Genomic DNA, 24,495 nt, shown 5'->3' on the forward strand with positions numbered 1-24,495 from the left:
AGCCCTGCTTCTTTTCTCCGACGAACCGGCGTGCCTGGAATCGACACGCCGGGCCGGACTTCTTCATTCGGGGTGCGCGCCACTCAGCGGACCTTTCCGTCCGGCGCCGATGCCTCTTCCTGGATCTCGACACGCTGCCGCCGGCTCAACCTGTCCCAGGCGTACCGGTATGACCACGCCACCAAGTCCTTCAAGTAGTCGGCCGGCACGGTGGAAACGTCCACCACCGTGACCCAGCGGTGGTGCCCCAGCCAGCGCGCAGGCTTGATGCCGGGCTGGTCGGTCAGTTCAAGGAAGCGCTCCGGCGTGACCTTGAAACTGAAACGCCAACGCTCCGGTTTACTGGTCTTGAAGTAGGCGAAGCGCTTGCCGCCCACCGCATACACCAGGATGTTGGCCGGTGCGTCGTACCGTTGTTCGACGGCGCCGGGCAGGGACCTGCAATGGCGTTTGAGGGCGGCGACATCCATGCGGCATGCTAACGCCGCCGCCGCTGGCGGTGCGCCGGTGGCGACGCAGTCGAGGGCATTGGCTGTCCGCGAGAGGACTCTGTTCACGCCCGCCTTCGTGCAAGGGATTACCTTGCCTGCCTTGCCATGCACAGGATCGCACGCCATGTCGTCCCACTCCCTGTTCACGCGCGTGGCCAAGATGGCCTCCACGTTCACCGGCAGGCCCACGTGTTTCGCGCTGGCGCTGGCGGTGCTGCTGGCGTGGGCGATCAGCGGGCCGATGTTCGGCTTCAGCGATACCTGGCAGCTCGTCATCAATACCGGCACCACCATCATCACCTTCCTGATGGTGTTCCTGATCCAGAACACCCAGAACCGCGACACCGAAGCCATGCAGATCAAACTGGACGAGCTGATCCGTGTCTCGCGCAACGCCAACAACGCATTGCTCGACCTGGAGGAAATGGAAGAGAAGGAACTCGATGCCCTGCGCGAGCGCTACGAGCTGATGGCGCGTGAAGCGCGCGAGGTGCAGCAAGCGAAGGCCAGGCAAAAGTAGCTTGCGGAATCCCCGGCGTCGCACCCATCACTCCGGCAACCGCTTCTCCATCCGGTAGTTGTGGATGGCCACGCCGCCGAGCGACAGATCGTTGCGGCCCAGCATCAGGAAGCCGCGGCGCTCGAACAACGGCCGCGACAGCTCGCTGGCTTCCACGAAGATGCGCGGCACGTGCAAGTGCAGCGCATGCGCCTCCAGTGCGGCGTACAGCAGCGAACCCAAGCGCATGCCTTCGGCTTCCGGTGCGATGTAGAGGAAGTCGAGGTGCCCATCGTCTTCCATGTCGCCGAAGCCCAGCACCGATCCGTCGGCATCCTGCGCGACCAGCACGTGGCGCCCGTCGATGCATCGGGCTTCCGTCCCCTCGAGAGTCGCCGTCGCCGCCCACGCGGACACCTGCACCGCGGTGTAGGCGCGCGGGCCGTAGTGCACGACGGATCTGGCGTACAGATCGGCCAGCGTGGAAGCGTCGTCGGGACGGTAGAGACGGAGCGTCGGCATGGACGAGAACGAGGACACCCGAGCGGCGTCGTCAGTATGCCGCGCCTCGGCTCACGCCGAGATATGCCCACCCCCGTTGATGTGGATCAGCTGGCCGGTGATGTAGCGCGCATCCTCGCTGGCCAGAAATACATACGCCGGCGCGACTTCCGACGGCTGGCCGGGGCGCTTCATCAGCGTGTCCGAGCCGAATTCCGCCACCTGCTTGCGGGTGAACGAGGCCGGGATCAGCGGCGTCCAGATGGGACCCGGTGCGACCGCGTTGACACGGATACCCCGGTCCGCCAGCGACTTGGCCAGCGAGAACGTCATCGCATGGATCGCGCCCTTGGTCGCGGCATAGTCCAGCAGCGTGTCGTGGCCGCGCACGCCGGTCACCGAGCCGGTGTTGATGATGCAGCCGGTCTTCTCCGGCAGGTGTTCCAGCGCAGCATCGACCAGGTGGAAGAACGAGAACAGGTTGGTCTCGAAGGTATGCCGCAGGCGCGCGGGCGTCAGTTCTTCAGGCGCATCCACGGGGTATTGCTGCGCGTGGTTGTTGACCAGCACGTCCAGCGCACCGAACTGCTTCACAGTACGCGCGACCACCCGACGGCAGCGCGCCGGCGTGGCCAGGTCACCGCGCACTACCAGGGCGCGCCGCCCCGTGGCCTCGATCAAGCGCTGCGTTTCCCGTGCATCGCGATCTTCTTCCAGGTAGGCAATCGCGACATCGGCACCCTCGTGTGCGAAATGCACCGCCACCGCGCGCCCGATGCCGCTGTCGCCGCCGGTCACCAGCGCCACCTTGCCGTGGAGCCGGCCACTGCCGCGGTAGCCGGGGCGGATGGTTTCGGGTTCGGGCTGCATCCGCGGTTGGCGGCCGGGCTGGCGACGCTGGGTCTGCGGACGGTTGACGCGCTTCTTGGTGGGCATGACGCACTCCTGGAAGGAACGTCCCGACCCTAAGTGCGCGGACGTTACGCCTCCGTCGGCAGGCGATGAAGATCGTCGTGATCGCCGTCGTCAGGGCTGCACGCGACGTCCACGTCGCGTTCGCCGTGCGCGGCCGGAAACAGAACTCGCCTCGCCGATGACCTGGCGTGTCAGTGGAGAAGACTGGCGCTTCTCTCATCCGGGCTGGCGCACGAGTCGAAAAGCCTCGTTCCACTCACCCATGGGCAGGTGCGTCAGGCAAAAACGTCTCGCGGGCAGCCGCGGTCACCTCGCCGGGCTCTGCAGCAGGTCCTCAAGCGCCGTTTCCAGCGTGGGGAAGCGGAACGTGAAGCCTTCTGCCAGGGCGTGAGCGGGCAGCACGCGCTGGCCGGTGAGCAGAAGCTGGGCCATTTCACCGAAGCCGAGGGTCAACGCGAAGGCTGGCGTGGGCAATACGGCGGGGCGATGCAGGGCCTTGCCCAGCGCGCGTGCGAAGTCGCGGTTGGTCACCGGCGTGGGTGCGGTGCCGTTGTAGGCGCCGCCGGCCTGGTCGCGCTCCAGCAGCCACTGGAACAGGCTGACCAGATCGTCGCGATGGATCCAGCTCATCCATTGCCGGCCATCGCCCATCGGTCCGCCTACCCCCATGCGGAACGGGGGCAGCATCTTCGCCAATGCGCCGCCCTCGGTACCGAGCACGATGCCGGTCCGCACGCGGCAGGTGCGGACATCCAGGCTTTCGGCCTGCATCGCTTCGGTTTCCCAGTCCAGGCACAGGCGTGCGGCGAAGTCGTCGCCCGGGGCGGCGGATTCGTCCAGCGCCACGTCGTCGCGCGGGCCGTAGTAGCCGATCGCCGAGCCGGATACCAGCACGCGCGGGCGCGCGGCCTGGCGCGCCATCCACGCGATCAGCGCCTGCGTGGTGCCGATGCGCGAAGTCCGGAACGCCACCTTGCGCTCCGCGTTCCATCGCCCGGCCATGAGCGGCTCCCCGGCCAGGTTCACGACCGCCTCCACCCCGCTGGCCTCCTCCAGCGTGGCGAGCGCGTGCACGCCCGGCAGCTGTGCGCGGGCGCGCGCAGGGTCGCGTGTCAGCACGCTGACGGTGTGGCCGCCCTGCAGCAGGCGGGCGCAGAGGGCCTGGCCGATGAAGCCGGTGCCGCCGGTGATCAGGACGCGCATGAAGCGGGACTCGTGAGGGACACCACCAGCTTACGCAGATGTGCGTGTTGCGGATGTGGAACGGACCGTCGGCGGTGATCGACGATGGTCCGGCATGCGGGTGATTACACTGTCGGCATGGCTTCGCTACCTCTGCTCCTGCTCCCCGGTCTGCTGTGCGATGAGCGCTTGTGGCATGCGCCCGCTGAGGCCCTGGCCAACGTCGCGGCGGTGCATCACGCCGACCTGACCCGGGACGACAGCGTCGCCGGCATGGCGGCGCGCGTGCTGGCCACGGCGCCGCCGGTGTTCGCATTGGCGGGATTGTCGATGGGCGGCTATGTCGCGTTCGAGATCCTGCGCCAGGCACCGCAACGCGTCGCGCGGCTGGCGTTGCTGGACACCAGTGCGCGGCTGGATCCGCCGAAGCGGCTCGCCGTGCGGCGGGCAGGGCTGGCGATGGCCGAGTCCGGGCGCTTTGCGGGGGTCACCCGCAAACTGCTGCCGCAGCTGGTGCACGAGAGCCGGGTGGACGACGCCGTGGGCGCGGAGGTGATGGCCATGGCGCAGCGTGTCGGCCGCGATGCGTTCCTGCGCCAGCAGCGCGCCATCATCGACCGTCCCGATTCGCTGCCGCTGCTGCCCACCCTCGCCGTGCCGACGCTGGTCGGCGTGGGCGAGGACGACCGCATGACCCTGCCGGAAGAAGCGCGGATCCTGCACGAGCGCATTCCGGGCGCGCGTCTGCATGTGTTCGCGCGCTGCGGGCACCTGCCTCCGATGGAAGTCCCGCAGGAAACATCGGCGGTCCTGCGCGACTGGCTGCTGGCCGCATGAGTCGCCGCACGCACATGCACGCCATGGCCGTACGCGGGGCGGACAATGCACGGGAACCTCTTCATTCTTGACTGACCACACGGGAGTACACATGGAACTGGCGATGATCGGGCTGGGGCGCATGGGCGCCAACATGGCCGAGCGGCTGGTACGCGGCGGCCACGCGGTGCGCGGCTACGATCCGGGCGAAGCTGCGCGCCAGCAGGCGGGGGCGCGCGGCATCGTCGCGCATGCCAGCCTGCAGAACGCGGTGTCGGCGCTGCCCACGCCGCGCGTGGTGTGGCTGATGGTGCCGGCCGGGCACGTGGTCGACGACACGCTGGACCCGTTGCGGCCGCTGCTGTCGGCGGGCGACACGGTGATCGATGGCGGCAATTCCAACTACAAGGACACCCAGCGCCGTGCCGCACAACTGGGCGATGCCGGCATCCACTATCTCGACTGCGGCACGAGCGGTGGTGTGTGGGGTCTGGCGGAAGGCTACAGCCTGATGATCGGCGGCGACGCCGGCGCGGTGGAGCAGCTGCGCGCCGTGTTCGCCACGCTGGCGCCTGCGCCGGACAGTGGCTGGGGCCGGGTGGGTCCCAGCGGTGCGGGCCACTTCGCCAAGATGGTCCACAACGGCATCGAGTACGGAATGATGCAGGCGTACGCCGAGGGCTTCGCCATCCTGAAGAAAAAGCAGGAGATGGCGTTCGACCTGGGAGCCCTGGCCGACATCTGGCGCGACGGCAGCGTGGTGCGCTCGTGGCTGCTGGACCTGACCGCCGATGCGCTGAAGAAGAATCCGGAGATGCAGGGCATAGCGCCCTACGTGGCCGATTCGGGCGAAGGCCGCTGGACCGTGGCCGAGGCCATCGACCTCAACGTCTCCGCGCCGGTGATCACGCTGTCCCTGCTGGAGCGCCTGCGCTCGCGCGATGATGATTCCTACGCCGACAAGCTGCTGGCGGCGATGCGCAACGAGTTCGGCGGGCATGCGGTGAAGCAGGGCTAGGCTCACCTGGCCTTATCGAAGGCGGCGCTAGTCTGGCCGCATCGACACGAGGGAAACGCCGATGAAGATCCTGATGGTGCTGACGTCCCATGATCGCCTGGGCGATACCGGGCACAAGACCGGCTTCTGGCTGGAGGAATTCGCTGCGCCCTACTACGTGTTCAAGGATGCGGGCGCGGAGGTCGTGCTGGCGTCGCCGAAGGGCGGGCAGCCTCCGCTGGACCCGAAGAGCGATGCGCCCGATGCGCAGACCGCCGCCACCGTGCGCTTCAACGAGGATGCGGACGCACTGTCCGCGCTGGCCGGCACGCTGCGCCTGAAGGACGTGGTGGATGGCGAGTTCGATGCCGTGTTCTATCCGGGCGGGCACGGTCCGCTGTGGGACCTGGCCGAGGATGCCGATTCCATACGGCTCATCGAGCAGGCGTTCTCCGCCGGCAGGCCGGTGGCGGCGGTGTGCCATGGGCCGGCGGTGTTCCGGCACACGCGCGGCGCGCTGGGCGAGCCGCTGGTGAAGGACAAGCGCGTGACCGGTTTCTCCAACGAGGAAGAAGCGGCGGTCGGGCTGGCCGAAGTGGTGCCGTTCTCGCTGGAAGACGTGCTGAAGAAGAACGGTGGGCGCTACGAGCGCGGCGCAGTGTGGCAGTCGTACGTGGTGACCGATGGCAGGCTGGTGACGGGGCAGAATCCCGCGTCGTCCGAAGCGGCGGCCGAGGACGTGTTGCGCCTGCTGCGCTGACGTGTTCACGGCCGCTTACCGCGCCGGGACTAGGGTTGGGGACGCATTCGCACGGAGTTGGACCATGACGCAGGCGCCGCAGCATCTCTACACCCGACAGGACGATATCGCCCGCATGGAGGCATTGATCCTTCAACTGCCGGACGAGGCGAAGGTGGAATTGAAGCTTACCGATGGCGGCTCGATCACCGGCATCGTGCCGGTGCGCCCCAGTGTGCAGGTGTTCCGCGACAGCGAAGGCCATGAAGGCTTCAACGCCGTGGTGCGCATCGACGACGGCAAGCGCTCGGAGGTGGCGCATTACCTGTGGCTGGACCGTATCGCGTCGGTGACGGCGCTGGGGTCGGCGTGATGCCGCAGCTGCCGTCCGTCGACATCGCCTGCCCGTACTGCGGGGAAGTCATCACGCTGGTCGTGGATGATTCGGCCGGCGACCAGCGCTACATCGAGGACTGCCACGTCTGCTGCAAGCCCATCGAAGTGCGGGTGAGCGTCGACGACGATGGCGTGGTCGAGATCGACGCATGGGGGCAGGACGAGGCCTGAGCCGTTGACGCAGTGTTCGCACCGTCGCGCCTAGGCTCGCAGCATGCCGTCAGGAGTGCGTGCCATGGTGCCGATCCGCTGCCTGTTGCCGGTACTGCTGCTGGGCTGCCTCTGCTGCACCGGGCGCGCGCAATCGCCGACCGAAACCGGGCCGCAGCCCACGCTGCCGGCATCGCAGGAGCGCTGGATTCCCACGGTGAACGTGGCCCCGGCCGTGGGCTGGCCGGAGGGTACTGCGCCGACGGCCGCGCCCGGCCTGGACGTCACCGCCTTCGCGCGTGGGCTGGATCATCCTCGCTGGCTTTACGTGCTGCCGAACGGCGACGTGCTGGTTGCCGAGACCAATGCGCCCCCCAAGCCGGCGCAGAAGAAGGGCCTGCGCACCTGGTTCATGCAGCGCGCCATGAAGAAGGCAGGTGCAGCCGCGCCCAGCGCCAACCGCATCACCCTGCTGCGCGATGCCGACGGCGATGGCGTGGCGGAACTGCGCACGGCTTTTCTCACCGGCCTGTTCTCGCCGTTCGGCATGGCGCTCGTCGATGGAAGGCTCTACATCGCCAACGCCGATGCGATCGTCAGCGTGCCGTACCGCGAGGGACAGACGGCCAGCGACGCGACGCCGGTGAAACTCGTCGACCTGCCCGGCGGGCCGCTCAACCATCACTGGACCAAGAGCCTGCTGGCCAGCGTGGACGGGCGCCGCCTGTATGTCGGCGTGGGCTCCAACAGCAATGTCGGCGAGAACGGCGGGGCGATGGAAACCGATCGTGCCGCGATCCTGCAGGTGGAGGTGGCAACCGGCGCGCGCCGCGTGTTCGCCTCGGGCTTGCGCAATCCGGTGGGCCTGGCATGGGAACCGCAAGGCGGCGCGCTGTGGACCGTCGTCAACGAGCGCGACGAACTCGGCGACGCGCTGGTGCCGGACTACCTGACTTCGGTGCGCGAAGGCGCGTTCTACGGTTGGCCTTACAGCTACTACGGCGACCATGTCGACGCGCGCGTGCAGCCGCCGCGCCCGGACCTTGTGGCACGGGCGATTGCGCCGGACTACGCGCTGGGCGCGCATGTCGCCGCGCTGGGACTGGCCTTCCATGATGGGGCGGGCTGGCCGGCGGCGCTGCGGGGTGGTGCCTTCATCGGCGAGCACGGGTCCTGGAACCGGCGCGAGCCGGCCGGTTACCGGCTGGTGTTCGTGCGTTTCGCCAACGGGCGCCCGCACGGCGCACCGGTCGATGTGCTGACCGGCTTCCTCGACGCCAATAGCAATGCGCGTGGCCGGCCCGTGGGTGTCGCCGTGGACGCGCGCGGTGGCGTGCTGCTGGCCGACGACGTAGGCAACGTGGTCTGGCGCGTGGCCCCGGCCGCGCGACCGTAACGCGCGTATCGCGGCGGGCGGGCGTATGCTCCGCCTCGGTCCGATAACCAACCCTGGGGAGGGGAGATGAACACGACCACCACCGTTGCACCCAAGCGTCCGCTCGGCTTCTGGATCATCGGCGCGTTCGCGCTGGTGTGGAATCTGATCGGCGTGGCCATGTGGTACATGCAGGTGAACATGTCCGCCGAGCAGCTGGCGGCGATGACCGAGCCACAACGCCAGGTCTACGAAGCGACACCCGGCTGGCTCAACATCGCCTTCGCCGTGGCGGTGTTCGCCGGCGTGCTGGGCGCGCTGGGACTGCTGCTGAAGAAGCGCTGGGCAGGCACGATGTTCCTGCTGTCGCTGATCGCCCTGCTGGTGCAGATGATCGCTGCGTACGTGGTGACGCCAGCGTGGTCCGCCTATGGTCCCGTGGGGCTGGTGATGCCGGCGGTACTGCTGGTGATCGCGCTGTTCCTGCTGTGGTATGCCAACAAGGCGCAGGCGCGCGGCTGGTTGTCCTGACGTGTTTTCCCCTCTCCCTGCGCAGCGGGGAGAGGGTGCCGAAGGCGGGTGAGGGGTGACGAAGCCTGTATCGTCGATGCGGCCGGACCGTTTCCAACGTCGACGCACAACGCGCGGCGGCTGGCTACCGCGCTCGCCTCTCATCCGGCCTCCGGCCACCTTCTCCCCGCCGTGCGGGGAGAAGGGAAAAGGCTAGGCTTCGGCCTCTTCCAGATCCACGCCGATGAAACCACCCGACTGTCGGCGCCACAGTGCGGCATACAGGCCGTCCTGCAGCAGCAGTTCCTCGTGGCTGCCGCTTTCGATGACGCGGCCACCATCCATCACGATCAAGCGATCGAGGACGGCGATGGTGGACAGGCGGTGCGCGATGGCGATGACGGTCTTGCCTTCCATCAGTGCGTACAACTGTTCCTGGATGGCGGCTTCGACTTCCGAATCCAGCGCGGACGTCGCTTCGTCCAGTACCAGGATCGGTGCATCCTTCAGCAGCACGCGCGCGATCGCCACACGCTGGCGCTGGCCGCCGGACAGCTTCACGCCGCGCTCGCCCACCTGGGTGTCGTAGCCGCTGCGGCCTTTGGCATCGGTGAGCCCGCGGATGAACTCGTCCGCATGCGCGCGCTCCGAGGCCTGCAGCAGTTCCTCCTCGGTCGCGTCCGGGCGGCCGTAGCGGATGTTGTCGCGGATCGAACGGTGCAGCAGCGAGGTGTCCTGGGTGACCATGCCGATGTTCCGGCGCAGCGATTCCTGGGTGACGTGCGCCACGTCCTGGCCGTCGATCAGGATGCGCCCGCCTTCCACGTCGTAGAAGCGCAGCAGCAGGTTCACCAGCGTGGACTTGCCGGCGCCGGAGCGGCCGACGATGCCGACCTTCTCGCCCGGCTTGATCACCAGCGACAGGTCGTCGATCACCTTGGCCTCGCGGCCGTAGTGGAACTTCACGTGGTCGAAGCGGATCTCGCCGTGCGCAACGTCCAGGTCCTTCGCGTCCTTCGCATCGGCGATGGCCAGCGGCTGCGCCAGCGTGCCCATCCCGTCCTCGACGGTGCCGATGTTCTCGAACAGGCCCGCCACTTCCCACAGGATCCAGTCCGACATCGAGCGGATGCGCATCACCAGCGCGATGGCCACCGCGATTGCGCCCATCGAGATCGACGCCTGCAGCCACGCCCAGATCGCCACGCCGGCCACGCTGGCCAGCAGGAACGCATTGAGCGTATGCAGGGCGACGGTCAGCTGGGTCACCAGCCGCATCTGCGCATGCACGGTGACCATGAACTCGTCCATCGCGCCGCGCGCGTAGTCCTGCTCGCGCATGGTGTGGGCGAACAGCTTGATGGTCTGGATGTTGGTGTAGCTGTCGACGATGCGGCCGGTCATCTGCGCGCGCGCGTCCGACTGCGCCATCGACACCTTCTGCAGGCGCGGAACGAAGTGGAACACCAGCACCAGATAGCTGGCCAGCCAGACGACCAGCGGCAGCACCAGCCACACGTCGGCCTGTGCCACCAGCACCACGGTGCCGACGAAGTAGACGACGACGTAGACGAACACGTCCATCAGCTTCATCACCGTCTCGCGGATCGACAGCGCGGTCTGCATGACCTTCTGCGAAATGCGGCCGGCGAACTCGTCCTGGAAGAAGCCCACGCTCTGCCGCAGCAGATAACGGTGCGACAGCCAGCGGGCGATCATCGGGTAGTTGCCGAAGATGGTCTGGTGGATGATCAGCGACTGCACCAGCACCAGCAGCGGGTAAGCCACCACCACCAGCAGGCCCATCCACAGCAGCTTCTGCCCGTGCACCTGCAGGAAGCTGTCGCGGCCCGTATTGCCCATCCAGTCGACCAGCTGGCCCATGTAGTCGAAGAAGGTGATCTCCAGCGCGGAGATCACGCCGGTCAGCACCGACATCGCGATCAGCCACGGCAGCAGCGGCCGCGAATAGTGCAGCAGGAACGGCAGCAGCTTGCGGGGCGGGGTGGCGGGTTCGCCCTTGGGATACGGGTTGATGCGGGTTTCGAAGAATCGGAACATCGGGTCGGTCCATGGCAGGTGCCGCCGTCACGGCGCACCGGTGATTGGGGGGTGCGTGCTCAGCCCGCGGGATATGGCCAGGCAGCGCGTGCCTGCCGCAGCGCATGCCCGTACCACGCCAGTTGGTCCAGCATGCGCCGCGCAGCATGTTCGCTGGCGTCAGCATCGTGCGGTCGGCCACCGGAGTCGAAGCGGTTCCAGGCCTGGTTGAAATACACGCCGTCGCGGACCGGCGTTGCGTGCAGCCCGCTGAAGACCTGTCGCAACTGCTCCACCGCACGCGAGCCGCCGCTGAGCCCGCCATACGCGACGAAGCCGACCGGTTTCGCATGCCAGTGCGAGGCCACCAGGTCGATCATGTGCTTGAGCGCGGCGGGGTAGCCGTGATTGTACTCCGGCGTGACCACGACGAAGGCGTCGGCGCGCCAGATGCGTTGTTGCAGATTCACCAGGTCCACGCTCGGCGCGCCCCCGTGCCGATGCGGCAGGTCGAGCATGGCCGGATCGATCGCGTCGACGGCGTAGTCGCGGCGCTGCGCCAGCAGGCCGCGCAGCCAGTCGGCCACGATGTCGCAGAAGCGGCCTTCACGCGTGCTGCCGTACAGCAGGGCGAGGTTGAGGGGAGGCGTCATGCCGGTCCACGTATTGCCAAGGGAGAGGCGGGCAGGGTAGAACCTCAAGCAATCTTGAGGTCAACCCGCCATGCCTGGAAAACAGCATCCGCCCATCGAAACGGAACTCACCGTCGGCCAAGTGGCCGCACGTTCCGGCGTCGCCGTCTCCACCCTGCACTTCTACGAAGCGAAGGGGCTGATCCACAGCTGGCGCAATGCGGGCAACCAGCGCCGCTATCCACGCGAGGTGCTGCGCCGCGTGGCCGTCATCAAGGTCGCGCAGCGCACCGGCATTCCGCTGGCGGAGATCCAGTCCGCGTTGTCCTCATTGCCCGACAACCGCACGCCCACCGCGGCCGACTGGAAGAAGCTGTCTGCGCGCTGGCACGCTGCACTTGAGGCCCGCATTGCCAGCCTCACCCGCTTGCGCGACCAGCTCGACGGCTGCATCGGCTGCGGCTGCCTGTCGTTGAAGGCGTGCCCGTTGCGCAATCCGTGGGACGAACTGGGCGAGGAGGGCCCCGGCGCCCGGTTGCTGGAAGCGGGCGGGTAGGCGGGACGGGAGATGTCCTATCCTGCGCGGGCGCCAAGGTCGGCGCAGAAAAGGAGGACGCATGAAGAAGTGGATGCTGTGCTTGTTGCTTGTCGTGGTGTCGCCCGTGTTCACTGCCGCTGCCGCGCCGGCCAGCGAAGCCTCGGTACGCGAGCTGCTGGACGTCACGAAGACGCGCCAGATGCTGGACCAGGTCTATGCCCAGATGGATGCCATGTACGCGGGTTCGATGCGCCAGGCGTTCGGGGGTACGTTGTCCGCCGAACAGCAGGCGCGCGTCGACCGGCTCAGCACGCGCATGATGGCGTTGATGAAGAAGGAGTTGTCGTGGGAGGTGCTGGCGCCGATGTACGTCGACATCTACGGCAAGTCGTTCACCGAGGACGAGGTGCAGGGCATGCTCGCGTTCTACCGGACGCCAGCCGGGCAGGCCGTGGTCGACAAGATGCCGGTGGTCATGCAGCACTCGATGGAGGCGATGCAGTCGCGCATGGGCAGCCTGATGCCCGAGATGCAGAAGCTGCTGGCCGAGGAGCTGGAAAATGCCCAGGCCGAACCCGAGACGGCACCGCATGGTGGCCACTGAGCACACGGGCGGACGGGACCTTGCGCTGTTCGACTTCGACGGCACGCTGACCACGCGCGAGACGTTTCCGGATTTCATGCGCCATGCCGTCGCGCGTTCGCGGCTGCTGGTCGGCAGCGTGCTGCTCGCGCCGGTGGTGTTCGGCTACCGGCGTGGCTGGGTGGCGGGCAATCCCACCCGGGCCAGCATCGTGCAGGTGGGCCTGCGTGGCGTGGATGCGGAACGCCTGCGGGCGAAGGGCGCAGCCTTCGCACATGACGTGCTGCCCGGTGTGCTGCGGCCGGAGGCGATGGCGCGACTGGCGTGGCACCGCGAGCGTGGCGACCGCATCGTGGTCGTCTCGGGCGGGCTGGACGTGTATCTCGCCCCGTGGTGCGCGACACACGGCGTCGACCTGCTGTGCTCGGTGCTGGCCGAACGGAATGGACGCATTACCGGCTATGCGGGGCCGCAATGCGTCGGCGAAGAAAAGGTGCGCCGTGTGCACGCGCTGTGCGATCCACGGGCGTATGCCGCCATCCACGCCTACGGCGATACGCCTGAAGACCAGGCCATGCTGGCGATGGCGCACCATCGGATGTATCGCGGCAAGGCGGTGGACTGAATCCGCCTTCCAGTTCCTGTAGGAGCGACGTAAGTCGCGAACGCACACCATCCGCGACACAGGATCACGGGGCCGGTCCCGACATGTCGTCTGGATGGGCGCAATACACTTGATGTCTCGTGCTTCGGTTGTTCCGGCCTTGCGGTCGCGACTTACGTCGCTCCTACAGGGAAGCAGTCAGCCCAGCGGGATCGCGCGCTGCTCCTCGCTGCTCTGCACGCCCGACTCGATCAGGCGCATCACGTCCAGCGCTTCCTGGGTCGTCACCGGGGGCGCGGTGCCATGCAGGATCGCGTCACGGATGCCGGCATAGTAGCGGCGATAGTCGCCAGCCTCGGCCTGCGCGACTTCGGTGACCAGGCGGCCGTCGCGTTCGGTCACTATCTCGCCCGCACGTGTGTCCACACCCCAGCCCGGCGCGCCCGGCACCACGCCCGCGCGCAGCTGGTCTTCCTGCGCGTCCAGTCCGTGCTTGAGATAGCTGCCGCGTGTGCCATGCACCGCGAAGCGCAGGCCGTTGCCGGCCACGAGCGTGGACGCATGGAGGATGACGCGATGGTGCGGGTAGCGGAGCGTGACGTCGAAGTAGTCCGGTGCGCGCGCGCCATCGCGCAGGCGGGCGATGTCGGCGGTGATCGCCGCGGGAACACCGAACAGCTGCAATGCCTGGTCCAGCAGGTGCGGGCCCAGGTCGTACCACAGCCCGCCGCCGGGTTCGTCGCGCTCGCGCCAGCGGTCCTGCACGGCGGGGCGGAAGCGGTCGAAGTGCGAGTGGAATTCGGCTACGCGCCCGATCGCACCTTCTTCGATCAAGCGCTGCACGGTCAGGAAATCCGCATCCCAGCGACGGTTCTGGAACACGCTGACCACGCGCCCCGCGTGCGCTGCGGCCGCCACGACCTCACGCGCCTCCCGCAACGTGAGGGTGAACGGTTTGTCCACCACCACGTGCTTGCCCAGGCCCAGCGCCGTGATGGCCAGCGGCGCGTGCGAGTCGTTCGGCGAGGCGATGACCACCAGGTCCACGGCGGGATCCGCGAAGGCAGCGTGTGCATCGGCAGTGACATGCGTGCGGGGCCAGTCGCCGTGCACCTTGCCGGCGTCGCGCGAAACCACCGTATGCAGTGCGAGGCCGGGCGTGGCCTGGATCAGGGGCGCGTGGAACACCTTGCCCACGAAGCCATAGCCGACCAGTGCGACGTTGAGTGTGTCAGTCATGCAGGTAGTTCCAGGAGCCAATGGACATGGTAGGTGCAACGCGCGCGTTGATCACGCGTCCACCTGCATGAACGTCACTCAACGCTTAACTGAACGGCACGGATTCTCTTCACGTGCGCTGTACCTCCACGCCCCGACACTCCGAACGCACTACGAAAGGAGAAAGAACCATGAACCCTGTACGCACACGTTCGATGTTGACCGCCGCTCTGTCGACGGCCCTGTTGTTCTCCAGCGCCCACGTGCTGGCCGACAATCCCCCCAACGAGCCCGAGGAGAACACGCAGAACGACTCCTCGCAGCCCGTCAACGACACCTGGATCACCACCAAGGTGAAAGCCGACTTGCTGGCCACGGAAAACGTGTCCGGCCTCGACATCAAGGTCGAGACCGTCAATGGCGTGGTGACGCTCACTGGCGCCGTTTCCAACCAGGCGCAGAAGGACAAGGCCATCGCGGTGGCCAAGCAGATCAAGGGCGTTTCCAAGGTCGACGCCAGTGGCCTGACACTCGCCGCGAAGTAAGCCGCGGTTCCGAGGTGTGGCACGGAGCGGATGTACTCCAGCGTAGGGTGCATCCGCTCCTCTGTTTCTGGCGTAAGCCTTGCACTTTTCTCATCCATCCAGGGAGTGACCGATGAACCGCCGATACCTGGGCCCGATCGCCGTTGCGGCGCTGCTGGCGTGCAGCATGTTCTCCGTACAGGCCGCCGCGCCCGTCACCTCGGTGCCACAGCTGGACATCTCGCGCTATGCCGGCCAATGGCATGAGATCGCGCACCTGCCGATGACGTTCCAGAAGCAGTGCGTGGGCGACATCACCGCGCGCTATTCGCTGGATGCGCCGGGGAAGATCGGTGTGCTCAATGCGTGCAGGACGAAGGACGGCAGCATCGACCAGGCCCAGGGCGTGGCGCGTCCGGTGGAAGGTCATCCGGGTCGGCTGGAGGTCCGCTTCGCCCCCGAATGGCTGTCATGGCTGCCCTGGGTATGGGCGGACTACTGGGTGATCGCGCTCGACCCGGAGTACCAGTGGGCGATGGTGGGCGAACCCGGCCGCGACTACCTGTGGATCCTGTCGCGCGAACCATCGATGGAGCGTACCCAATTCGAGGCGCTGAAGGCGAAGGCCGAGGCGATGGGTTATGACTTGGCGCCGTTGATCATGGCGGCGCCGCTGAAATAGAGAATGCATGTTGCCGTTGTAGGAGCGACGTAAGTCGCAACCGCACGGTGTGATGGTCCTTGCAGCGCCAGTATCCGCCGCGCTTGCAGCGGGTTCCCTGGAGACTCAGTTCTCGCGGTCGCGATTCACGTCGCTCCTACGGAAGCCGAAACGTCAACGCCGGTGCGTATAGCGGAACTGCAGGAAGTTCTCGCCCGGGTTCGGCTTCTCGATGCGTGCGTTGGAGAAATGCTGGAAGCGCAGCGACCATTCGTGCTGGCGATCCGCGCCGAAGGCCTTGCCCACGGCGATGTGGTCGCCGAAGTTGAAGGTGGTGCCGAACTCTTTCTTCCGCGTGTTGTACTTGGGGAAGATCACGTTCACGCCGATGCCGCCTTCGACGAACCAGCCTTCGCTCCAGCCATTCGGGCGCCAGCGCAGGGCGGGCGTGAAGCCGACCTGCGTGCTGTTGTCGCTGTCGCTGTGCCAGCGGCCGACCTCGCCCTGCCACTGGCCGGTGACATGGCCGTAGCGGTACTGCTTTTCCCAGCGCCAGTCGCGGCTCGCGCCGACGGTCAGCGCGTGCGCGTCTTCGGCGACGCCGCCCTGCACGAACCAGGCCGCGCGCGGCTCGGCGGCGGTGGCCGTACCGGTGGCAAGCGCCAGCAGGCCGGCCAGGGACCAGCGGCTCAGCAAGGGAAGGGAGGAAGGGCGACGGGTGCGGGGTGGGGTGACGGCAAGGTTCTGGTTGGACACGGACACACTCGATCAAGGGGAACAAGCCGCGCCCGTGGGCGCGGCGGTACAGTTTCCGGATTGGGTCAGGGCGAGCGAGGGCGACGCGGCAGGCTCAGGGCTGCGCCGCCAACGCGGGGGCAACGTCCTGTTCGCCCCAGCCGCCCAGCGATTTGTAGATCGCCACCACCCCGACATTCACGCCTGCCTCTGCCTGTGCCAGCGCGTCATCGGCGGCCAGCTGGGTACGCTGCGCGTCAAGCAGGGTGAGGAAGTCGGACGAGCCGGCACGATACCGGACTTCGGCCAGTTCTGCTGCACGGCGTGCGGCAACTGATTGTTCCAGCCGGAATTTCAGCTGTGCCTGTTGCTTGGCATAGGACAGCAGTGCGTTTTCCGTTTCCTCCAGGGCACCCAGCACGGTCTTTTCGTACTGCGCCGCCACGCCATCGGCCTGGGCTTCGCTGGCACGCAGGCGAGCGCGCACGCTGCCCATGTCGAACGCGGCCCAGCTGATCGAGGGCGTGACCTGCCAGGCCCGGTTGTCGCCGCTCACCAGGTTGCCCCAGCCGCCGGACAGGAAGCCGATGAAGCCACGCAGGCTGACCCGCGGGAACAGGTCGGCCGTTGCCACGCCGACGCGTGCCGTGGCCGCCGCCAGGCGACGTTCGGCCGCGCGCACGTCGGGGCGCTGGCGCAGCAATTCGGTGGTGTCGCCGATCGGCAGGGCCTTGGCGAACGCCGGCGCCTCGCGTGGGGCGAGCAATGCGTCCAGTTCACCGGGGCGCTTGCCCACCAGCACGGCGAGGCGATGCCGCGATTGGCCTTCGCTCGCTTCCAGTGCGGGCACGTCGGCTTCCACCGCACGCACGCGCGCGAGGCTGCTTTGTACTTCCAGCTGGCTGCCGGCGCCCAGGTCGAAGCGCGATTCGGTCAGGCGCTGGGTGTCGCCCAGCGTCTGCAGGATCCGGCGCGCCACCTCCAGCCGCTTCTGCGTGCCGCGCAGTTCGAAGTAGTTGCGCGCCACCTCCGCAGCCACGCTCACCTGCGCGGCCTGCAGGTCATTGCGCTGCGCCTGCAGGTCCGCGTGCGCGGCTTCGGTATTGCGACGCACGCGACCGAACAGGTCCAGCTCCCACGCGGCGTCGAAGCCGGCGGAGTAGCTATCGGTCTCCACGCGGCCCTGTCCTTCCACAGGCTGCTTGGTGCGCGTGCCTTCCACGCCGGCAGTGACATGCGGAGCCAGGTCCAGGCGGCGTTCGGAGAATACCGCGCGCGCTTCGTTGACGCGCGATATCGCGATGCGTACGTCGGGATTGGCCAGCAGCGAATCGCGCACCAGCTGGTCCAGCACCGGGTCGTCGAACTGGCCCCACCACGTGGCGACCGGATGGTCCGCCACGTAGCCGGCCGATGCCGCATGCTGCAGTGCCGCCGGTGCGGTCTGCGGTGCGGTGTAGTCGGGCCCCACGGTGACGCAGCCGGCGAGCAGCGCGGCTGCTAAGCCGAGCGTGAGGGAACGGATCACCATGGCAGCACCTGGTCGAAGTAGTAATAGCCGCCGGTCGGGCCGTCGTTGCCGATCAGGGCCAGCTGCACGCTGGTGCGCGCGCCTTCCGGCACGGACAGCTCACCGTTCTGCTGGTCGCCCGACTTGTTCATGTCGGTCTGCACGTAGCCCGGGTGGATGGTGTTGACCTTGATGCCGGTGTCCTTCAGCTCGTGCGCCAGGTGGATGGTCCACGCGTTGACCGCGCTCTTGGACACGTTGTACGCCGGGATGCCCTTGAACCCGTAGATGAAGGACTCCGGGTTCTGGTGCTCGGACAGCGAGCCCAGCAGGCTGGACACGTTGACGATGCGGCCGGCGTCGGACTTGCGCAGCAGCGGCAGGAAGGCCTGGGTGGTTTCGATCAGACCGAACACGTTGGTGTCGAACGTGGTGCGCCAAGTGTCGAGCGACTGGCCGGACACGCCCTTGGTCATGTCGTCGATCATGATGCCGGCGTTGTTGACCAGGATGTCGAGCTTGCCGTGGCGCTGTTCGATTTCCTTCACGGCCGCGGCGATGCTGGCCGCGTCGGTGACGTCCAGCGCGATGGCTTCCACCGGCAGACCCTGGGCCTGCAGGTCGAGCGTGGCTTCGACGGCCTTGTCGCGGTTGCGGCCGGCGAGGATGGTATGCACGCCGGCTTCGGCCAGCTGGCGGACGGTTTCACGGCCGATGCCGCGGGTGGCGCCGGTGACCAGCGCGATCTTGGATGACGTGTTCATGGCTTTGCCTCGTGATGGGGGGAAGGATCAGGAATGGGCATGTGCATCGGCGTTGGCCGGCGCATGGGAAACGAGCGGACGGTTGGCCAGCTTGCGCAGGGCGACGTAGAACACCGGCGTCAGGAACAGGCCGAACAGGGTGACGCCCAGCATGCCGGCGAACACCGTGATGCCGGTGATCGAGCGGACTTCGGCGCCGGCACCGCTGGACAGCACCAGCGGCACGGTGCCGGCGATGAAGGCCACCGACGTCATGATGATCGGACGCAGGCGCAGGCGACAGGATTCCAGTGCTGATTCCACGATGCCCTTGCCCTGCAGCTCCAGCTCGCGGGCGAACTCGACGATCAGGATGGCGTTCTTGCACGCCAGGCCCATCAGCACCACCAGGCCCACCTGCACGAACACGTTGTTGTCGCCACCGGCCAGCCACACGCCGAACAGGGCGGACAGCAATGTCATGGGCACGATCAGGATCACCGCCAGCGGCAGCGTCCAGCTTTCGTACAGCGCGGCCAGCACCAGGAACGCCAGCAGCACGGCCAGCGGGAACACCACCAGCGCCGCGCCGCCCTGCGTCATCTGCTGGTAGCTCAGATCGCTCCAGCCGATGCCCATGCCGGTCGGCAGCACCTGCTGCGCCAGCTCGGTGACCTTGGCCATGGCTTCGCCGGAGGACAGCACGCGCGGATCGGCGTCGCCCAGCAGGTCCGCGGCGGGATACCCGTTGAAGCGGATCACCGGGTCCGGGCCGTAGGTCTGCTTGACGCTGACCATGCTGCCGATCGGCACCATCTCGCCGTTGCCGTTGCGGGTACGCAGGTTGGCGATGTCCTCGACGTTGTCGCGGAACGGACCGTCGGCCTGGGCGATCACCTGCCAGGTACGGCCGAACATGTTGAAGTCGTTGACGTACGCCGAACCGAGATAGGTCTGCAGCGTGTCGAACAGCTCGGTCAGCGGCACGCCCTGCGCCTTCGCCTTCACCCGGTCGACCTCGGCATCCAGCTGCGGCACGTTGGCCTGATAGCTGCTGATCGGGAAGCCCAGGCCCGGCGTCTGCGACGCCGCACCCTGGAAGGCCTGCACGGCGTTCTGCAATTCGCCATAGCCCAGCCGCGTGCGGTCCTCGATGAAGAGCGACCAGCCGGAGCCATTGCCCAGGCCCTGGATGGGCGGCGGCATGAAGGCGAAAGTGAAGCCTTCCTCGATGGTGGAGAACTTCTGGTTGAGTTCGGCGGTGATCTCCTCAGCCGAACGCGAGCGCTCACCGAAGGGGTCGAGGGTGAAGAAGATCACACCGTTGTTGGGTGTGTTGGTGAACTGCAGCGGGTTGAGGCCCGGGAACGCGATCTCGCTGGCGACGCCGTCGACTTCGTTGGCGAGTGCCGCCATCTTCTTGAGCACGGTGTCGGTACGTTCGATCGAGGCGCCTTCCGGCATCTTCACGCCGGCGATCACGTACAGCTTGTCCTGCACGGGAATGAAGCCCGCCGGCACCGCCTTGAACATGAGGCCCGCGCCGAGCAGCAGCACCATGTAGACCGCGAACACCGCACCGCGCTTGCCGAGCGCGCGCGACACCGCGCCTTCGTAGCCCTGCGAGCTGCGGTTGAAGAAGCGGTTGAACGGACGGAACAGCCAGCCGAACAGGCGGTCGATCAGCCGCGACGGCCCGTCCTTCGGCGCATGGTGCGATTTCAGCAGCTTGGCGGCCAGCGCCGGCGACAGGGTCAGCGAGTTGATCGCCGAGATGACCGTGGAGATGGCGATGGTGACGGCGAACTGCTTGTAGAACTGGCCGGTCACGCCGGTCAGGAAGGCCATCGGCACGAACACCGCACAGAGCACCAGCGCGATGGCGATGATCGGGCCGGAGACTTCCTTCATCGCCAGGTGGGCCGCTTCCAGCGGCGTGGCGCCGAGTTCGATGTGGCGCTCGACGTTCTCCACCACCACGATGGCGTCGTCCACCACGATGCCGATGGCCAGCACCAGACCGAACAGGGTCAAGGTATTGATCGAGTAGCCCAGCAGGTACAGCACGGCGAACGTACCGACCACCGAGACCGGCACCGCCAGCAACGGGATGATGGAGGCGCGCCAGGTCTGCAGGAACAGGATCACCACCAGCACCACCAGCAGGGTGGCCTCCAGCAGGGTCATGACGACGGACTTGATGGAGTCGCGGACGAAGATGGTGGTGTCGTAGATCGACTGGATCTCCACGCCCGGCGGCAGCGTGGGGCGGATCTCGTCCATCTTGGCGACCACCGCGTCGCGGATCTCCAGCGCGTTGGCGCCGGGGGCCTGGAAGATGCCGATTGCCGAGGCGTTCTTGCCGTCTAGACGGGCGCGCAGGGTGTAGTCGCCGGCCGCCAGTTCGATGCGGGCCACGTCGGCCAGCCGGACGATCTCGCCGTCGGTGCCGCTCTTCAGCACGATGTTGCCGAATTCCTCGGTGGTCTCCAGCCGGCCCTTGGCATTGATCGGCAGCAGGAAGTCGCTGCCGTTCGGCATCGGCTCGGCACCGAGCTGGCCGGCCGAGACCTGCACGTTCTGTTCGCGCACGGCGCGCAGTACGTCGCCGGCGGTCATGCCGCGGGCGGCCACCTTGTCGGGGTCGAGCCACAGGCGCATCGCGTAGTCGCCGCCGCCGAACTGCTGCGCATCGCCGACGCCCTGGATGCGTGCCAGCTCATCCTTGACGTGCAGGCGCATGTAGTTGCGCAGGTACAGCGAATCGTACTTGCCGTCCTTCGAGGTCAGGTGCACGACCATCAGGAACACGGGCGACTGCTTCTGGGTGGTGACGCCCTGCCGGCGCACGTCCTCGGGCAGGCGCGCCTGCGCCTGCGCCACGCGGTTCTGCACGCGTACGGCGGCTTCGTCGGGATCGGTGCCCGGCTTGAAGGTCACCGTCAGCGACAGCACGCCATCGGAGCCGGCGACGGACTTGACGTACATCATGTCCTCGACGCCGTTGATGGCTTCTTCCAGCGGTGTGGCGACGGTTTCGGCGATCACCTTGGGGTTGGCGCCCGGATACACGGTGCGGACAACGACCGACGGCGGTACCACTTCGGGGTATTCGCCGATCGGCAGCAATGGGATCGAAATCAGGCCGGCGGCGAAGATCACGATCGACAACACAGCGGCAAAGATTGGCCGGTCGATGAAGAATCTTGAGAAGTCCATGGGTGGATTTCCTGGAAAGAAGAAAGAGCGTCCCCGTCGCCTGCCAGGGGAGTGGCAGGCGTGGGGTCAATCAGGGCGGTGCGCGGAACGTCAGTTCTTGGCGACGGCCTGGGTCGGCGGCGCTTCGGCCGCGCCCATCACCACGGCCTTGGCCTGCACCGGCATGCCGGGGAAGAACACCTTCTGCACGCCGCTGACGATCACGCGGTCGCCGGCCGACAGGCCCTTCTCTACGATGCGCAGACCATCGGCCATGCGGCCGACCTGCACGTCGCGGCGCTGGGCCTTGCCTTCCTTGTCCACCACGTAGACGTACTTGCGGTCCTGATCGGTCAGTACCGCCTTGTCGTCCACCAGCGCGGCCTTGAATTCACCGCTGCCCAGCAGGCGTACGCGGGCATACAGGCCGGGGGTGAAGACGCGATCGGCGTTGTCCAGCAGCGCGCGGGCGCGGATGGTGCCGGTGCTGCGGTCGACCTGGTTGTCGAGGAAGTCGACCACGCCCGCATGCGGGAAGTCGGTTTCGTCGGCCAGCGCCACCTGCACCGGCACCTTGCCGTCGCGTTCGCTCGGGCGTTCGCCCTTGCGCGCCATCTCGGCGTAGCGCAGGAAGGCGCGTTCGTCGGCATCGAAGTGCACGTGCACCTTGTCCAGCGAGACGACGGTCGTCAGTACGCTGGCGGCATCGCCGGCGCTGACCAGGTTGCCCGCGGTGACCAGCGCACGACCGGCGCGACCATTGATGGGTGCGCGCACCTGGGTCCATTCCAGGTTCAGGCGCGCGCTTTCCAGCGCGGCCTGCGCGGCGGCGACATTCGCCTGTGCCTGGTCGGCGTTGGCGCGGCGCTGCTCGTACTCCTCGGTGGATAGCGCCTGCAGGTCGGACAGGCGCTTGGCGCGCGAAGCCTCGCTGCGGCCGAGTTCGGCCAGCGTGCGTGCACGTGCCAGCTCAGCCTGCGCGCGCGCCAGCTCAGCACGGTAGCTGCGCGCGTCGATGGTGAAGAGGACGTCGCCCTTCTTCACTTCCTGGCCTTCGGTGTAGTTGACGCGATCGATGTAGCCCGACACGCGCGGACGCAGGTCGACATGCTCGATGGCCTCGACGCGGCCACTGAATTCGTCCCATTGGCTGACCGACTTCACGGGTACGGCTGCGACGCTGACCTGCGGCGGAGGCGGTGCGCCGTGCTCGGCGGCCTGCCCGCTGCAACCGGCCAGCACGGCGAGGGCGAGCGCACTGAGCGCGCCCAGCGCCAACAGGCGACGGGGGCGCGGGGAAGTGGAGAGATTCGTGTTCATGGGTGGTGGTCTCTTGGGGGAGAGGAGGAAACGGGGGCCAAGACTGCTACCTGAAGTCAGGTTGAGGTCAAGCGGCGGATCGGGTCGATGCAGGTGGAGACGGGGCGATGCGGTGTGGCGTGACAGTCAGGCGGAAGCGCGGCCATTGCGTCGGGCACCGGCGACGGCCCACAACGCATCCTCGAAGTCGCAGGCCACGGTCTGCTCCGGCGGCTTGGCGTCGCGTGCGGACCAGGTGACGATGGATTGCGAAGAGCGGCCAGTACGCGTCAGCAGCGACACTGCGCTGCGTCCCACGGCCAGCGCATCGGGCCATTCCGCGCAGGCGTTGATCGCGTTCTCCGGCGTACATACCGGCTTGTCCACGGAAAGCAGTTGTACGCGCACGCCGAGTGCATGTGCTTCTTCGTGCAGCACTTGCGCCAGCATGCGTATCGCCGCGCCGGTGACCGAGGCATGGCCATAGCCCGACCAGCCGCGCTCCGCATACGGCCCGCCGATAAGCACGTAGTTGGCAGCGGTCTGGCTTTCGGCCAGCACCGGCAGCAGGTGGCGGGCGGCGGCAAGGTGCGGGATCAGGTCGGCTTCCAGCTTTTCCAGCAGGAACGACGCCGGGCGATCCAGCAGGCGTCCGCTCTGCAGCGGCGTGCCCATGCTGGCGAACACCGCACGCAGCGGGCGACCACGTTCGCGTACCTGCTCGGCCAAGCGTGCGGCATCGCGGTCGTCGTGGATGCAGGGGGAATGGATCAGCTCCAGCCCGGGTTCGTCCTCGAAGTGCTCCGCCAGCGCGCTCATGCGCGGGCCGTCACGACCGACCGCCAGCACCGGGCTGCCGGCTTCCAGCAGCGCACCGACCACGCCGAATCCAACGTTGCCGCCTGCGCCCAGCACCAGTGCGCCCGGGGTGAGGCTGTCCTTCATCGTGTTCACTGCTTGCTCCGCAGCGAAAGCGGCGCGATGCGCGCGCTGGCACCGGCCGCTTTCACCCGCAGGCGCAGACGGCCGCCATCCGCCAGATGGCGGGGCAGCGTGAACTCGCGGAAGCCGGTGGCCTTGCTTGCGAACGGCAGGCGCACGGCGGACCGACCCGTCGCGGGGGAGGATGACGACGGGCCGGTCGGCCTGCGGAAGCGTTCGGCCAGCGCGCGCGCAACGGCACGGAGCCAGCGCGCGGCGGCACTCGGTAGGGAAAAGGGCATGGGCGACAGTCTGGCGACCGGTGCGGTGATCGCGATATCCGGATCCTGTTGCGCGATTGCCTGATCCTGCACGCCCTCGATGGCGGTGGCCACGAAGGCCTTGCAGGTGCCAAGGCGCAGGGCGGGCGCGCTGCGGCCATCGGCATTGGCGGCGATGCCGTTTGTCGGAAGGCAACGGGCAAGTGTCCCGCTCATGGGATGAATCCTCCCGCGACTGGGATAATCCCACTCAGCATGCCAAGCCCACCCATGCGCCGACCACCGCCCAGGACGCCCCCGCGCTGCGAACGTGGCGCGGCGACGTGACCGGAGAGGTCTTGTAACAGTAAGCTTTTGCCGCGACGGAAAGCGCGTGGTGCCGCGGCTTCCTGTGGTTCCTGGGGGTGTTCCAGGGATTGGAAAAGGCGGGTGAACAG

At 67.5% G+C, this 24,495-nt stretch carries 27 protein-coding genes; 13 read left to right on the forward strand and 14 right to left on the reverse strand.

Annotated features, from left to right (window positions below):
• Nucleotides 1–83 precede the first annotated feature (83 nt).
• On the reverse strand, nt 84–470 hold the full coding sequence (locus FB548_RS14595; protein ID WP_142125534.1) for an MmcQ/YjbR family DNA-binding protein: 387 nt from the start codon (nt 468–470) through the stop codon (nt 84–86).
• Between the two features lie 145 nt (nt 471–615).
• On the opposite strand from FB548_RS14595, the gene FB548_RS14600 reads away from it, so the two are divergent.
• Nucleotides 616–1,011 (forward strand): low affinity iron permease family protein, encoded by a 396-nt coding sequence (locus FB548_RS14600; protein ID WP_142125535.1) that lies wholly within the window; start codon nt 616–618, stop codon nt 1,009–1,011.
• A gap of 27 nt (nt 1,012–1,038) precedes the next feature.
• Here FB548_RS14600 and FB548_RS14605 read toward each other — a convergent pair whose 3' ends face one another.
• The 3 genes from FB548_RS14605 to FB548_RS14615 all read right to left on the reverse strand — a co-directional run bounded on the left by FB548_RS14605 (nt 1,039) and on the right by FB548_RS14615 (nt 3,609).
• Nucleotides 1,039–1,512, reverse strand: coding sequence for a GNAT family N-acetyltransferase (locus FB548_RS14605; RefSeq protein WP_142125536.1), 474 nt, complete (start codon nt 1,510–1,512; stop codon nt 1,039–1,041).
• Between the two features lie 51 nt (nt 1,513–1,563).
• On the reverse strand, nt 1,564–2,427 hold the full coding sequence (locus tag FB548_RS14610) for an SDR family oxidoreductase (RefSeq protein ID WP_142125537.1): 864 nt from the start codon (nt 2,425–2,427) through the stop codon (nt 1,564–1,566).
• A gap of 285 nt (nt 2,428–2,712) precedes the next feature.
• The gene (locus tag FB548_RS14615; protein WP_142125538.1) at nt 2,713–3,609 is read right to left on the reverse strand and encodes a TIGR01777 family oxidoreductase; all 897 of its coding nucleotides are present in this window, start codon (nt 3,607–3,609) and stop codon (nt 2,713–2,715) included.
• Between the two features lie 117 nt (nt 3,610–3,726).
• On the opposite strand from FB548_RS14615, the gene FB548_RS14620 reads away from it, so the two are divergent.
• The 7 genes from FB548_RS14620 (at nt 3,727) to FB548_RS14650 (ending at nt 8,592) form a co-directional block, all read left to right on the forward strand.
• Nucleotides 3,727–4,425: an alpha/beta fold hydrolase gene (locus tag FB548_RS14620; protein ID WP_142125539.1), complete on the forward strand. Its 699-nt coding sequence runs from the start codon at nt 3,727–3,729 to the stop codon at nt 4,423–4,425.
• A 91-nt stretch (nt 4,426–4,516) separates the two neighbouring features.
• The gene (gene gnd / locus FB548_RS14625) at nt 4,517–5,422 is read left to right on the forward strand and encodes a phosphogluconate dehydrogenase (NAD(+)-dependent, decarboxylating) (protein ID WP_142125540.1); all 906 of its coding nucleotides are present in this window, start codon (nt 4,517–4,519) and stop codon (nt 5,420–5,422) included.
• A 61-nt stretch (nt 5,423–5,483) separates the two neighbouring features.
• Entirely contained in the window at nt 5,484–6,161 is a 678-nt protein-coding gene (locus tag FB548_RS14630) for a type 1 glutamine amidotransferase domain-containing protein (RefSeq protein WP_142125541.1), read from the forward strand.
• A gap of 64 nt (nt 6,162–6,225) precedes the next feature.
• Nucleotides 6,226–6,513: a DUF3247 family protein gene (locus tag FB548_RS14635; RefSeq protein WP_142125542.1), complete on the forward strand. Its 288-nt coding sequence runs from the start codon at nt 6,226–6,228 to the stop codon at nt 6,511–6,513.
• A complete protein-coding gene (locus tag FB548_RS14640) occupies nt 6,513–6,707 on the forward strand; it encodes a CPXCG motif-containing cysteine-rich protein (protein ID WP_142125543.1) in 195 nt (64 codons plus the stop codon). Before FB548_RS14635 ends, FB548_RS14640 begins: the two co-directional genes overlap by 1 nt.
• Nucleotides 6,708–6,771: 64 nt before the next feature.
• Complete coding sequence (locus tag FB548_RS14645) at nt 6,772–8,082, forward strand: sorbosone dehydrogenase family protein (RefSeq protein ID WP_345775917.1); 1,311 nt, start codon at nt 6,772–6,774, stop codon at nt 8,080–8,082.
• A 66-nt stretch (nt 8,083–8,148) separates the two neighbouring features.
• Nucleotides 8,149–8,592: a hypothetical protein gene (locus FB548_RS14650; protein ID WP_142125545.1), complete on the forward strand. Its 444-nt coding sequence runs from the start codon at nt 8,149–8,151 to the stop codon at nt 8,590–8,592.
• A gap of 192 nt (nt 8,593–8,784) precedes the next feature.
• Here FB548_RS14650 and FB548_RS14655 read toward each other — a convergent pair whose 3' ends face one another.
• Both FB548_RS14655 and FB548_RS14660 read right to left on the reverse strand, forming a co-directional pair.
• Nucleotides 8,785–10,632 (reverse strand): ABC transporter ATP-binding protein, encoded by a 1,848-nt coding sequence (locus tag FB548_RS14655; protein WP_142125546.1) that lies wholly within the window; start codon nt 10,630–10,632, stop codon nt 8,785–8,787.
• 59 nt (nt 10,633–10,691) lie between these two features.
• A complete protein-coding gene (locus FB548_RS14660) occupies nt 10,692–11,264 on the reverse strand; it encodes an NAD(P)H-dependent oxidoreductase (protein WP_142125547.1) in 573 nt (190 codons plus the stop codon).
• A 70-nt stretch (nt 11,265–11,334) separates the two neighbouring features.
• Here FB548_RS14660 and soxR point away from each other — a divergent pair, with 70 nt between their 5' ends.
• The 3 genes from soxR to FB548_RS14675 all read left to right on the forward strand — a co-directional run bounded on the left by soxR (nt 11,335) and on the right by FB548_RS14675 (nt 12,989).
• Nucleotides 11,335–11,799 carry a redox-sensitive transcriptional activator SoxR gene (gene soxR / locus FB548_RS14665; protein WP_142125548.1) on the forward strand — a complete coding sequence of 155 codons (465 nt, stop codon included), beginning with the start codon at nt 11,335–11,337 and terminating at the stop codon, nt 11,797–11,799.
• Nucleotides 11,800–11,860: 61 nt separating this feature from the next.
• Nucleotides 11,861–12,385, forward strand: a complete 525-nt coding sequence (locus tag FB548_RS14670; RefSeq protein ID WP_142125549.1) for a DUF2059 domain-containing protein — start codon at nt 11,861–11,863, stop codon at nt 12,383–12,385.
• Complete coding sequence (locus tag FB548_RS14675) at nt 12,372–12,989, forward strand: HAD family hydrolase (protein WP_142125900.1); 618 nt, start codon at nt 12,372–12,374, stop codon at nt 12,987–12,989. The genes FB548_RS14670 and FB548_RS14675 overlap by 14 nt, the downstream gene beginning before the upstream one ends.
• 177 nt (nt 12,990–13,166) lie before the next feature.
• Here the strand turns inward: FB548_RS14675 and FB548_RS14680 are convergent, their stop codons facing one another.
• Nucleotides 13,167–14,207 (reverse strand): oxidoreductase, encoded by a 1,041-nt coding sequence (locus FB548_RS14680; RefSeq protein ID WP_142125550.1) that lies wholly within the window; start codon nt 14,205–14,207, stop codon nt 13,167–13,169.
• A 170-nt stretch (nt 14,208–14,377) separates the two neighbouring features.
• Here FB548_RS14680 and FB548_RS14685 point away from each other — a divergent pair, with 170 nt between their 5' ends.
• Together FB548_RS14685 and FB548_RS14690 are read left to right on the forward strand one after the other, a co-directional pair.
• Nucleotides 14,378–14,731 carry a BON domain-containing protein gene (locus tag FB548_RS14685; protein WP_142125551.1) on the forward strand — a complete coding sequence of 118 codons (354 nt, stop codon included), beginning with the start codon at nt 14,378–14,380 and terminating at the stop codon, nt 14,729–14,731.
• Nucleotides 14,732–14,843: 112 nt separating this feature from the next.
• Complete coding sequence (locus tag FB548_RS14690) at nt 14,844–15,392, forward strand: lipocalin family protein (protein WP_142125552.1); 549 nt, start codon at nt 14,844–14,846, stop codon at nt 15,390–15,392.
• Nucleotides 15,393–15,545: 153 nt separating this feature from the next.
• Here FB548_RS14690 and FB548_RS14695 read toward each other — a convergent pair whose 3' ends face one another.
• From FB548_RS14695 to FB548_RS14725, 7 genes are all read right to left on the reverse strand, one after another.
• On the reverse strand, nt 15,546–16,127 hold the full coding sequence (locus FB548_RS14695; protein WP_185742128.1) for an acyloxyacyl hydrolase: 582 nt from the start codon (nt 16,125–16,127) through the stop codon (nt 15,546–15,548).
• 94 nt (nt 16,128–16,221) lie between these two features.
• A complete protein-coding gene (locus FB548_RS14700) occupies nt 16,222–17,637 on the reverse strand; it encodes an efflux transporter outer membrane subunit (RefSeq protein ID WP_142125554.1) in 1,416 nt (471 codons plus the stop codon).
• Nucleotides 17,631–18,380: an SDR family oxidoreductase gene (locus tag FB548_RS14705; protein ID WP_142125555.1), complete on the reverse strand. Its 750-nt coding sequence runs from the start codon at nt 18,378–18,380 to the stop codon at nt 17,631–17,633. The genes FB548_RS14700 and FB548_RS14705 overlap by 7 nt, the downstream gene beginning before the upstream one ends.
• Nucleotides 18,381–18,407: 27 nt before the next feature.
• Nucleotides 18,408–21,578 (reverse strand): multidrug efflux RND transporter permease subunit, encoded by a 3,171-nt coding sequence (locus FB548_RS14710; protein WP_142125556.1) that lies wholly within the window; start codon nt 21,576–21,578, stop codon nt 18,408–18,410.
• 90 nt (nt 21,579–21,668) lie between these two features.
• A complete protein-coding gene (locus FB548_RS14715) occupies nt 21,669–22,877 on the reverse strand; it encodes an efflux RND transporter periplasmic adaptor subunit (RefSeq protein WP_142125557.1) in 1,209 nt (402 codons plus the stop codon).
• A 126-nt stretch (nt 22,878–23,003) separates the two neighbouring features.
• Nucleotides 23,004–23,801, reverse strand: coding sequence for an SDR family NAD(P)-dependent oxidoreductase (locus FB548_RS14720; RefSeq protein WP_142125901.1), 798 nt, complete (start codon nt 23,799–23,801; stop codon nt 23,004–23,006).
• Nucleotides 23,802–23,806: 5 nt separating this feature from the next.
• Nucleotides 23,807–24,274 (reverse strand): hypothetical protein, encoded by a 468-nt coding sequence (locus tag FB548_RS14725; protein ID WP_142125558.1) that lies wholly within the window; start codon nt 24,272–24,274, stop codon nt 23,807–23,809.
• Nucleotides 24,275–24,495 lie beyond the last annotated feature (221 nt).

Source organism: Pseudoxanthomonas sp. 3HH-4 (genome assembly GCF_006716465.1).
Lineage (GTDB): Bacteria > Pseudomonadota > Gammaproteobacteria > Xanthomonadales > Xanthomonadaceae > Pseudoxanthomonas_A.